Source organism: Candidatus Polarisedimenticolaceae bacterium (assembly GCA_036376135.1).
Lineage (GTDB): Bacteria > Acidobacteriota > Polarisedimenticolia > Polarisedimenticolales > DASRJG01 > DASVAW01.
Map to the genome: position 1 here is coordinate 1 of DASVAW010000175.1, position 10,434 is coordinate 10,434.

The following is a 10,434-nucleotide window of genomic DNA, read 5'->3' on the forward strand; positions in this document are numbered from 1 at the left end:
CACTCGATCGGCGGAGAGTACCTTTACGACCCCGCGCGCAATCGGATGGTCGCGGTCGACGCGCGGGCGATCCTCGCGGCGCTCGAGAAGGTCTACGGGGCGAAGCGGCTGGCGGAGGAGCTCCGGAAGGCGATGCGCTAACGCTCCCTCCGCCCCTCGCGGAACTCGCGGTTGCGCGCGACGACGTCGGCGAGGGTCGTTCCGTCGAGGATCTTCGCCGCGGCGTCGCGCACGTCGAGCAGGATCGAGTAGAACCCGGCGTGCCGGGGCTCCGCGTGCAGCATCTCGCGGAGCTCCGCGGCGCTTCCCATCGGCGCGAGGGAGCCGTCCAGCACGCGCACGACCGCGCCGAGGTAGATCTCGTCGGGGCGCCGCGCGAGCTGGTATCCCCCCTCGATCCCGCGTCGGCTGCGCACCATCCCGGCGTGTTTGAGCTCCAGCAGGATCCCCTCGAGGAACTTCGCGGGGATCGCCTCCGCCTTCGCGATCTCGCGGATCTGCACCACGCCGGGGCCGTACCGGTCCGCCAGGTGGCTCAACGCCCGCACGCCGTACAGGCCGCGCTTGGAGATCTTCATGCGGCCGCCTCGATGCCGCGCTCGAAGAACGCCTCGATCGCCTCGTGGAAGGCGTCGGGGGTGTCGAGGGTGCTGATGAGGCCGCGCAGGCGGGACCCCGCGGGAAGGCCGTGGGTATACCAGCTCGTGAAGGTGCGCAGCTTGTGCATTACGACCCGCATCTCGCGTTCCTGCTCGCGCAGCATCCGGAAGTGCTCGAGGATGATCTCGCGGCGGTCCGCGATCGTGGGCTCGTAGGGAACCTCCCCGCGCAGGACCGCGGCGGTCTGGCGGAAGATCCAGGGGTTCTTCATCGACGCGCGGCCGATCATCACCCCGTCGCAGCCGGTCTCGCGGAACATCCGGAGGGCGTCGTCGGGAGTCTGGACGTCGCCGTTGCCGACGACCGGGATCGTCAGCGCGTCCTTCAGCTCCGCGATCCGCGACCAGTCCGAGCGTCCCGAGAACATCTGCTTGGCGGTGCGGGCGTGCAGCGCGACGCCGTTCACCCCCTCCCCCTCGCAGATCCGCCCGAGCTCGACGAAGTTCTTCCGTTCCTCGCGCAGGCCCAGGCGGAACTTCACCGTCAGCGGGATCGACACCGCGGCGCGCACGGCCCGGACGATCGACCGCGCCAGATCGAGGTCCCCCATCAGCGAACATCCCGCGCAGCCCTTGAGGATCTTGTTCGCCGGGCAACCCATGTTGATGTCGCAGGCGTCCGCCCCGATCTCCTCGACCAGGCGAGCCGCCTCCGCCATCCTCCCGGGGTCGGACCCGTAGACCTGGATCGAGATCGGCCGCTCCTCGTCGACGTAGTGCATCAGCCTGCGCGTACGGGGGTTCCCCCGCGCGAGCGCCTCGGAGGAGATGAACTCCATCGTGACGAGGCCGACGCCCCCCAGGCGGCGGAGGATGAGCCGGAACTGCCGGTCGGTGATCCCCGCCATCGGGGCGAGGACCAGCGGCGGATCGAAGGCGAGGGGGCCGTACCTCAACATGACCGCTCGATTCTAGCGTCCTCGGAAGACGGGGGCCCGCTTCTCGCCGAAGGCGCGGAGCGCCTCCTCGCGATCCTCGGTCCCGAGCACGCCCTGGTAACACTCCCACTCGAGGGCCAGCGCCCGGTCCATCGGGAGGTCCGCCCCCGCGTCGATCGCCCGCTTGGCCAGGCGGATCGCGACGGGACCGTTCGCGCAGATCGACGCGGCGATCGCGCGCGCCTCCTCCTCCAAGCGGTCCGGGGCGACGACGGCGTCGGCGACCCGGTCGGCCGCCGCCTTCGCCGCGGAGAAGAGGTGGCCGGTGAAGATCCAGCGCTTGGCGACGGCGGCCCCCGCGATCCGGGGAAGGCGCTGCGTCCCGCCCGCGCCGGGGAGGATCGCGAGGGCGGTCTCCCGGAGGCCGATCCGGGCGTCCTCGGCGAGCACGCGCAGGTCGCAGGCGAGCGCGAGCTCGCACCCTCCCCCCGCCGCGGTTCCGCGGACGGCGGCGATCGTCGGGTACGGGATCGCGGCGAGCGCGTTGCAGATCCCCGCAAGGCGCGGCACGAACGCGCGGACCTCCTCGAGGGACATCTCCAGGCGCTCCTTCAGGTCCGCGCCGGCGCAGAAGTGACTCCCCGCCGAGCGCACGATCAGGCAGCGCGCGGCGGCGTCCGCCGCGAGCCCGGCGATCGCGACCTCGAGGTCCGCGACGAGATCCCGACCCAGCGCGTTCACCGGCGCGCGGTCGAGGGTGAGGATCCGGAGGCCGTCCTCCTGCGCCTCGACGCGGCAGCAGCGCAAGCCGCTCATCGCGACGCCCCCGCGGGCGGGACGTAATCGTCGGGGACCTCGACGGGCATCCGCAGCATCGCCATGCCGTGCGTCTTCCCCTGCGCGTCGGTCTTGAGGCTTCCCGAGCCCGACCCGCCGAGCGAATCGTGGAGGATGAAGTTGAGGGCGAGCAGATTGGGCATCTCGTAGCGCTCGACGCCGCCGCGCACGATGGCGCCGAAGTGCGCCTTCACGCGCTCGACCGTGAGCCACGCGCGGAGGATCTCGAACCCCTTCGCGTCGTACGCGATCACGCCGACGTTCGAGCCGTTCCCCTTGTCCCCCGAGCGCGCGTGCGCCATCGCGTAGAGCGGGATCGTCCTCACGCGACCTCCTCCACCGTCACCACCGGCTCGACGAGCCGCTTGGGAATGAGGGTCGGCCAGTAGCCGAGGACCTCGGTCGCCTTGGGTCGCCCGCCCGCGAACCCGGTGACCCCCGGAGGACCGGAGGTGACGAGGGGGGCGAGCTCCTTTCCGAAGCGGTCGACCTTGCGGCGATCGGGGTCCTTCACCCCCACCCGCAGGACGACCTCGGGCGGATTCTCGTTCCGCGCGAGGGCGCCGTGGCACTCTCCCGCTCCGAGGTACTCGGTGATCGTCTGCTCGTAGCTCATCCCGGCGCGCCGCAGCCTCCCCCACAACGCGTCGGCGCAGACTCTCGCCTTTTCGAGCGCGTCGGGTCCGGCGACGGTGAGCTGGCCGACGGCCTTGTACCCCTCGAGGTAGGCCATCGAGACCTTGAACGTGTCGGTCGCGGGCTTGCCGCGGATCCCGGTCACGCGCACGCGGTCGCGCCCGTCCTGGGCGAGCCGGATCGAGGTGAAGTCCGCGACGCAGTCGGGGGTGATGTACCCGTTCGGGTTCCCCATCTCGTACAGCAGCTGCTCGGAGACGGTGTCGACGGTGACGAGCCCGCCGGTCCCCTCGTGTTTGGTGACGGTGAACGAGCCGTCCGCCTCGACTTCGGCGATCGGGTAGCCGATCCGGTCCCAGCCCCCGACCTCCCACCACCGCGAGAAGTTCCCGCCGGTGCACTGCGCGCCGCACTCGAGGATGTGCCCCGCGATCGTCGCCGCCGCCAGCCGGTCCCAGTCGTCGGAGGCCCAGCCGTATTCCGCGAGCAGAGGAGCGACCACGAGCCCGGGGTCGGTCATGCGCCCCGTGACCACGATCTGCGCGCCCCGCCGGAGCGCCTCCGCGGCGGGGAACGACGAGATGTAGACGTTCGCCGAGAGGACCTGCCCGCGGATCGTCCCGAACGGCCTCCCGTCGTCGAGATTCGCGAAGGGAACGCCGGAGTCGTGCAGCTCGTCGAGCCGGTCGAGGATGTCGTCGCCGACGACGGTCCCGATGCGCATCCCCTTCGAGCCCGCCGCGCGCGCGGCGTCGAGGAGCGCCGCCCGGCAGGCGTCGGGGTTGACCCCGCCGGCGTTCGCGACGACTCGGATCCCCTTCGCGCGGAGGGTCGGGAGTATGCGACGGACCAGCTCGACGAAGTCGGTCGCGTACCCCGCCTTCGGATCGCGGCTCTTGAGCTTCTGCAGGATCGACATCGTGACCTCGGCGAGGTAGTCGAGGGTCAGGACGTCGAGCGGGCCTTCTTCGACGAGGCGGGCCGGGGCGTCGACGGAGTCGCCCCAGAACCCCTGGCCGTTGGCAATGCGCAGCATGCCGCCTCCTGGACGATCGGGAAGCGGCCAGTATAGATGGTGGCGACCCCTCGTCTAGACGCCCAGCAGCCGCGCCGCCGTCCGGATGAGCTCGTCGATCTCGAACGGCTTGTGGACCACCGCGACGACCCCCTTCCGGCGGGCCTCCTCCTCGTCCAGGCTCGACCCCCAGCCCGTGACGAGCGCGACCGGAAGCCCCGGCTTCGCACGCCCGATCGAGGCGGCGACCTCCCATCCCGACATGTCCGGCATGCCGAGGTCGGTGAAGACGAGGTCGTAGGCGTCGAGCGAGGCCCGGCGGACGCCGTCGGCGCCGCTGAGCGCCACGTCCACCTCGTGCCCGGCGGAGACCAGGACGTCCTTCACGACGTCGGCGATCTCCTCCTCGTCGTCGATCACGAGGATCTTCCCCTGCCGCAGCATGAGCGGCATCGACGCTCCGTCCCCCCCGATCGGCTTGGGGACCTCGCGGGTGGTGGGGAAGTCGAGCACGAAGGTCGTGCCCTTCCCCGGCGCGGTCACGACGTCGATCTTTCCCTCGTGGCGGGTCACGATGCCGTAGACGACGCTCAGGCCGAGCCCTACGCCGCGGGTTCCCTTGGTCGTGAAGAACGGATCGAACAGCTGCTGCCGGATCTGCTCGGTCATCCCGATCCCGGTGTCCTCGCAGCGCGCCACGACCCGGTCGTCCTGGCGACGGCAGCTGAGCCGGATGCGGCCTCCGTGAGGCATCGCGTCGACGGCGTTGAGGATCAGGTTCGTGACGACCTCGCGCAGCTCCGAGGCGTTTCCGAGGATCGGGGGCACCGCCTCCGCCTCGAGGGAGGCCTCGATCGTCACGCTCCGGCTCATCGCGTCGTTGCGCCAGCGCGTCTTGGTGATCTCGAGGGCGTCCCGCAGGACCTCGACGAGGTCGACCGGCTCGAAGCGCTTGTCGCGGCGGGTCCGAGAGAACTCCTGGATCCGCCGGACGGTCTCGCGCCCGTCGAGGGCCGCCTTCTCGATGATCCCGAGCTCGAAGTCCACGTCGCGGGGGAAACCGCGTCGACGCAGCAGCTGCACGCGGCCGAGGACCGCACCGAGCAGGTTGTTGAAATCGTGCGCCACGCCGCCGGACAGCTCGCCGAGCGCGCGCAGCTTCTCGGTCTCCGAGAGCTTGTCGTGGAGGCGCTTGGCCTCGGTCCGGTCGACGAGCAGGCACTCGGCGGCGGGAGTGCCGCGGTATTCGATCCGGCTGCCGCGCAGCTCCATGTGACGGATCGTCTGGGAACGATCGCGACCGAGGACCTCGATCGCGCCCGGCTCCTCGCCGCGCTCCCACGCCGCGACGCGGCCGGCCGCCAGCGCGGCGGACGAGGGCTCGAAGAACCGGCTCAGATCGTACCCGCTTCCGGGCGTCATCCCCGCTTCGACGCCGAACGTCTCGCCGAAGGCGCCGTTCACGAAGCGCACGCGTCCGTCCTGGACGATCAGGATCGAGTCCGGCGAGTTGTCGACGAGGGACTTGTACTGCGCGGTCGACTCCTCGAGCGCCCGCGTGCGATCGCGCACCTGCTGCTCGAGCGTCGCGTTCAGCACTTCCAGAGCCGCCTGGAAATCGAGGGACTCCTTCGCCTTCTCCTGAAGGCGCTCCATCATCCGGTTGTAGGACTGCGCGAGCTCGCGGAGCTCCTTCGCCCCCTCCACGGGAATGCGGTGATCCATCTCGCCGGCGGAGAGCGCCTCGGTTCCCAGGGCCAGGCGCTGCAGCGGCGCGGCGATCCTCCGCGCCAGCCACAGTCCCATCCCCACCGCGAGCAGGGTCAGCAGCGCCCCGAGGCCGAACAGCTGCCAGGTGAGCACGCGAAGGTCCGCCGCGGCGGCGTCGAGCTCGAGTCCGACCCGAACGAGCCCCCAGGGCTCCGTCACCCCTTCGACCTCGACGGGGACCGCGACCTCGAGCGCGTCGATCGGGCGGCCGTCCGACCCCTTCACCCGCCCCGCGCTCGAGCCGGGGAGCAGGCGCACCCGCTCCCCGTCCAGCTGCTCGGGAACCGCGCCGGCGGCACCCGCGCGCATCCCTTCCTTGTCGTGGATGACGACGTAGGCGACGCCGGGATTCCCCGCCGCGCCCTCCGCCGCGAACTGCAGCGCGGGGTAGTTGTAGGCGAGGAGCGAGGGTGTGGCGACCGCGCCGATGCTGCGCGCGATCGCCTCGCCCCGCGCCTCGAGGTTGCGCCTGAGGCTCACGCCGACGCGGTAGCGGACCACGACCAGCGTGAGGACCATCAGGATGACGACGAGCAGGCCGGTCGACAGCGACACGCTGCGCTGCAGGCTTCGCCCCCGGAGCTTCAGCGCCATGCGGCGTTCTCCTCGATCCAGACGTTCTCGAGATCGAGGCTCGCGAGCCCCAGCGGACCCGGCTCGAGGCCGTGCGTCCCGCGCCGGCAGGCCAGCGCGCCGACCGTGTGGTAGAGGGGAACGACCGGGGCGAGCTCGAGGATCCGCCGCTCCACGTCACGGTAGATGCGGGCGCGCGAAACGGGGTGCGTCTCCCGCGCGCCGGCGCGCAGCAGCGTCGCCACGGCGTCGTCGCGGAAGGAGAAGTAGTTCGACGAGGTCTCCGGCTCGAACAGGGTCGCGAGGAACGCGTCGGGATCGGGGATGTCGGCGACCCATCCGATCAGGAAGGCCTGCGCATCGTGGTCCTCGGTGCGTCGGGACATCTCCGCCCAGCCGATCTCCTGGATGTCCACCCGGAAACCGGCCGCCTCGAGATCGGCGGCGATCCGCCGATCGGTCTCGCGGGAGCGGGCGGTGCCGACCGACGTGTAGATCTTCACGCGCGGAAGGCCGCGCCCCCCCGGGTAACCCGCCTGCGCGAGGAGCGCCCGGGCCCGCGCGGGGTCGTGGGCAAGCGCCTTCGGCTGCGGGCTGTAGGCGGGGAGCCCCGGGGGGAGGATCCCCTGCGCGGGCCGGCGCGCGGTCGGGGACAACGCCGCGATCCCCTCGCGGTCGATCGCGTGCGCGACGGCCTGACGCACGAGCGGATCGTGGAACGGCGGGTGCCCGGTTCCCAGCCCGAGGAACGACAGGTTCAGCTCGTGGAAACGGAAGACGGCGACGTCGCTCCGGCGGGAGAGCTTCTCGAGGATCTCGGCGTTGGGCTCGAAGGCGTCGATCTCGCCGCGCTCGAAACGCGCCGCTCCCAGGTCGCGCTCCCCGGGGGCCGGGAATCCGATCGTCACCCCCGCCAGGCGTGGGGCACCGCTGAAGTGCGCCGGGTTGGCCTCGAGCTCCAGGCGCGTCTCGGTCCAGCCCTTGAAGCGGAACGGGCCGGTCCCGACCGGCTGGCGCCGGAACCGCTCGGCACCCAGGCGGGTGAAGGCGTCCCGGGGCACCACGCGCAGGTAGTCGACGGCGAGGATCTCGAGGAACGTCGGGCGAGGCTGGGCGAGCTCGATGCGCACGGTGCGATCGTCGAGCGCCGCCACTCCCGGAAGGTCGGGCCGTCGCCCCGCCGAGAAGTCGGCCGCGCCGCGCAGGCACGCGAGGTACGGCCCGACGGAGCTCGGCCTCTCGCGCTTCGGATCGAGGGCGTGCCGGAACGTGAAGACGACGTCCTCCGCGGAGAGCGGCGATCCGTCGTGGAAGGTCACCCCGGCGCGCAGCCGGAAGGTGTAGACGAGCCCGTCCCGCGAGATCGTCCACGTCTCGGCGAGCGCGGGCACGACGTTGAGGCTCGGGTTGATGGCGACGAGCCCGTCGAAGAGCTGGTTCACCGGGAGCGAGTCGTAGACCGACGCGACGTCGGTGGGGTCGAGGCTGTCCGGAGCCTCGCTGAACAGGCGGAGCACGCCGCCCGACCGCGCCGGCGGCGACGATTCCCGGCCCCTCCACTCGGCCGGTGCGTCGGAGCACCCCGTCAGGGCCGTCGCCGCGACCAGGACCGCCCCGATACGAAACCGAAACCCGCGCAAGTTCGCACCCCCGGCGCCGGCGGCGGGTCCTGCCGCCCGCGCGGAAACTTCGGTGCCGGAGGGCGCTGCGTCAAGCCGGAGGCATCAATCGAAGATGTCGCGGTGGCGGGCGAGCCGGATCAGGAAGTCCCCGAGCGTCACGCAGAGCGCGACCCCCGCCGCCGCACGCGCCGCGAGCGGGTGGTAGTTCCCCTCCAGGAACAGGAAGACCGCGACCCCCGCGGCGGCCTGGACCGCGCACCGCAGCAGGTCCGGGAGGGACCCCCGCCCGCGGCCGTTCTGCGCCAGCGAGTTGTCGAGGCCTCCCGCAGCCACCTCCGCCGCGAGAAGGACCAGGATCGTGATCGTCGGGGCCCCCGTGCGGTCGAGCGCCGGGATGAACAGGAGCGGGAGGACGAGGGAGAGCCCCGCGAAACGCACCGCGTCGATCGGAGCGGCCGCGAACCGCCGGGCGAGGACCGCGCGCATCCCCCAGAAGTACTCGAGCCCCGACACGAGCGTGAGGCCGGTGATGGCGACCATCACCGCCGCGACCGCGGCGTGCGGCGCGAACAGGATTCTCGCCACCAGGACCGCCGTGAACCACACCGCCGCCGAGATCGCCATCCACCCCGGCCGGCGCCCGCGCGCCAGCGCGACGGCCGCGGGTACGAGCGACCCCGCCACCGACACGGCGAGGATCGGGTAGATGTGCTCCGGCTTGGGGAAGACCAGGAAGAGCAGGATGTACCCCGCTCCCGCCATCTGGACCGTGGTCTTGAGCTTCGCGGCCGCGCTCGTCTTGAACTCGAAGCGTTCCTCGAGGGCGAGACTTCGCAGGAAGGTCACCCCCAGCTCCCGGAAGAAGACGATCATCACGAGCGCGGGGGGGACCATCCGAAGGTCGGACATCGGCACGAAGGCGCACACGAGGAAGATCTTGTCGGCGACCGGATCGAGCAGCGCCCCGATCGGCGTCGAGCCGTGTTTCCGTGCGAGCCAGCCGTCGAGGGCGTCGGTGAGGCCGAGCAGGATGAAGATCGCCAGCGAGCCCATGAGCAGCGGGCGATTGGCGAGCTCGGGGTCGGCGTTGTACCCGCGGTACATCATCCAGACCGGCAGCGGCAGCATGAGCAGCCGCGCGTAGGTCACCTGGTTCGCGGTGATCCGCATCAGATTCGAGGCCCCGTGCCCGGCGTGATCGCGTCGAGCGCCGCGGCCATCTCGTCGCGGAGCTCGTCCCGCCAGGAGGCGGACCGCGCCTGCTCGGCGGTGACCGCACGGGGAGGGAGGAATCGCGCCGCGAGTCGGCACGGGACGATCGGGCCGGGAAGGCGTGGAATCGTATGACGGGTTCCCGCCAGGACGACGGGCTGGACCGGCGCGCCGGCCTCCGCGGCGACGCGGAACGCCCCGGATCGCAGGCGGCCGATCCGGCCGTCGCGGGATCGGGTCCCCTCCGGGAAGAACGCGAGGCGCGCCCCTCCCCGCAGCGCCGCGACCGCCCGCCCGAGCGCCTCTTCGTTCGCCGCCGCCGAGGCCCCTCGCGTCACGGTCAGATGCCCTCCCTTGCGCAGCACGGATCCTATCAACGGAACCCGCAGGACCTCCTCCCTCGCGACGAATCGGAGCGGAGGCGTCACCAGGGCGGTGAGGAGCTGGACGTCGAAGATGTGCTGGTGGTTGGAAACGAGGACGGCGGGGGCGGGTCGATCCTCGACCCCGTCGACGGTCGTTCGGTAGAGCCCGCCGACGAGGTTGACCCTGGCCCATCCGTGCATCCAGACCTGGAACGAGTCGGCGACCGTGGGCCCGCGGCGGAACAGGAACACCAAGGGGTATCGAAGGGCGCTGTTCCCGACGAACGCCGGCCACGCGTACAGCGACCATAGGAAGCGAGCGAGCGCCGACACCGATTTCCCCCGGGAGCCGAGGGGCCGTATTACCCGACCTCCCCTCCCGCGCGCAACCCTGTGGTAGTCTCCTCCCGGCGCCGAGCGACCCGGGCCCCCCCGCACCAAGCCGAACGGAAGGGGCGCCCGCCACGACGTCGTCGGTACGGTCCCCGAAGCGGTGGACCCCGACGCCGTGGCGGATGCAGACCGGTGACGCGACCCAAGAGGAAGGTGCCGACGGCGACGGAAGGCGACTTCCAGGAGACCCCCGGAACCAAGATGGCGAAGACCATGCTCGTGAACGTCACGCACGTGGAGGACTCCCGCGTGGCGATCCTCGAGGACGGCGTCCTCGAACAGTACGAAATCGAGACCCTCAGCCGGACCAGCATCAAGGGCAACATCCACAACGCGGTCGTGGAGAACGTCCACCCCGCGCTGGAGGCGGCGTTCCTGAGGATCTCTCCCGACCTCAAGGGGTTCCTGCCCCTCGACGAGGTCAACTTCAAGCTCCTCCCGCAGCGCTCCGAGAGCCGCAAGGGCGGGAAGATC

The 10,434-nt window shown here is 71.5% G+C and carries 10 protein-coding genes; 1 reads left to right on the plus strand and 9 read right to left on the minus strand.

Annotated elements, in window-relative coordinates:
- Nucleotides 1-137 precede the first annotated feature (137 nt).
- From VF139_19220 to VF139_19260, 9 genes are all read right to left on the minus strand, one after another.
- Nucleotides 138-578: an Rrf2 family transcriptional regulator gene (locus tag VF139_19220; protein ID HEX6853536.1), complete on the minus strand. Its 441-nt coding sequence runs from the start codon at nucleotides 576-578 to the stop codon at nucleotides 138-140.
- Nucleotides 575-1,558, minus strand: coding sequence for a tRNA dihydrouridine synthase DusB (gene dusB / locus VF139_19225; protein HEX6853537.1), 984 nt, complete (start codon nucleotides 1,556-1,558; stop codon nucleotides 575-577). The genes VF139_19220 and dusB overlap by 4 nt, the downstream gene beginning before the upstream one ends.
- A 12-nt stretch (nucleotides 1,559-1,570) precedes the next feature.
- Nucleotides 1,571-2,353, minus strand: a complete 783-nt coding sequence (locus VF139_19230; protein HEX6853538.1) for an enoyl-CoA hydratase-related protein — start codon at nucleotides 2,351-2,353, stop codon at nucleotides 1,571-1,573.
- Nucleotides 2,350-2,700: a hypothetical protein gene (locus tag VF139_19235; protein ID HEX6853539.1), complete on the minus strand. Its 351-nt coding sequence runs from the start codon at nucleotides 2,698-2,700 to the stop codon at nucleotides 2,350-2,352. The genes VF139_19230 and VF139_19235 overlap by 4 nt, the downstream gene beginning before the upstream one ends.
- On the minus strand, nucleotides 2,697-4,046 hold the full coding sequence (locus VF139_19240) for an acyclic terpene utilization AtuA family protein (protein ID HEX6853540.1): 1,350 nt from the start codon (nucleotides 4,044-4,046) through the stop codon (nucleotides 2,697-2,699). The genes VF139_19235 and VF139_19240 overlap by 4 nt, the downstream gene beginning before the upstream one ends.
- A 54-nt stretch (nucleotides 4,047-4,100) precedes the next feature.
- Nucleotides 4,101-6,389: an ATP-binding protein gene (locus VF139_19245; protein HEX6853541.1), complete on the minus strand. Its 2,289-nt coding sequence runs from the start codon at nucleotides 6,387-6,389 to the stop codon at nucleotides 4,101-4,103.
- Nucleotides 6,380-8,008: an ABC transporter substrate-binding protein gene (locus VF139_19250; protein ID HEX6853542.1), complete on the minus strand. Its 1,629-nt coding sequence runs from the start codon at nucleotides 8,006-8,008 to the stop codon at nucleotides 6,380-6,382. The genes VF139_19245 and VF139_19250 overlap by 10 nt, the downstream gene beginning before the upstream one ends.
- Before the next feature lie 84 nt (nucleotides 8,009-8,092).
- Entirely contained in the window at nucleotides 8,093-9,160 is a 1,068-nt protein-coding gene (locus VF139_19255) for a CDP-alcohol phosphatidyltransferase family protein (protein HEX6853543.1), read from the minus strand.
- The gene (locus tag VF139_19260) at nucleotides 9,160-9,900 is read right to left on the minus strand and encodes a lysophospholipid acyltransferase family protein (GenBank protein ID HEX6853544.1); all 741 of its coding nucleotides are present in this window, start codon (nucleotides 9,898-9,900) and stop codon (nucleotides 9,160-9,162) included. Before VF139_19260 ends, VF139_19255 begins: the two co-directional genes overlap by 1 nt.
- Before the next feature lie 192 nt (nucleotides 9,901-10,092).
- On the opposite strand from VF139_19260, the gene VF139_19265 reads away from it, so the two are divergent.
- Nucleotides 10,093-10,434, plus strand: a 342-nt coding sequence (locus VF139_19265) for a hypothetical protein (protein ID HEX6853545.1), incomplete at its 3' end; no start/stop codon positions are given.

Excerpts from the sequence above, each read along its gene's own strand:
- VF139_19220 (HEX6853536.1), bottom strand. The coding sequence starts at position 578 with ATGAAGATCTCCAAGCGCGGCCTGTACGGCGTGCGGGCGTTGAGCCAC.
- dusB (HEX6853537.1), bottom strand. The coding sequence starts at position 1,558 with ATGTTGAGGTACGGCCCCCTCGCCTTCGATCCGCCGCTGGTCCTCGCC.
- VF139_19230 (HEX6853538.1), bottom strand. The coding sequence starts at position 2,353 with ATGAGCGGCTTGCGCTGCTGCCGCGTCGAGGCGCAGGAGGACGGCCTC.
- VF139_19240 (HEX6853540.1), bottom strand. The coding sequence starts at position 4,046 with ATGCTGCGCATTGCCAACGGCCAGGGGTTCTGGGGCGACTCCGTCGAC.
- VF139_19245 (HEX6853541.1), bottom strand. The coding sequence starts at position 6,389 with ATGGCGCTGAAGCTCCGGGGGCGAAGCCTGCAGCGCAGCGTGTCGCTG.
- VF139_19255 (HEX6853543.1), bottom strand. The coding sequence starts at position 9,160 with ATGCGGATCACCGCGAACCAGGTGACCTACGCGCGGCTGCTCATGCTG.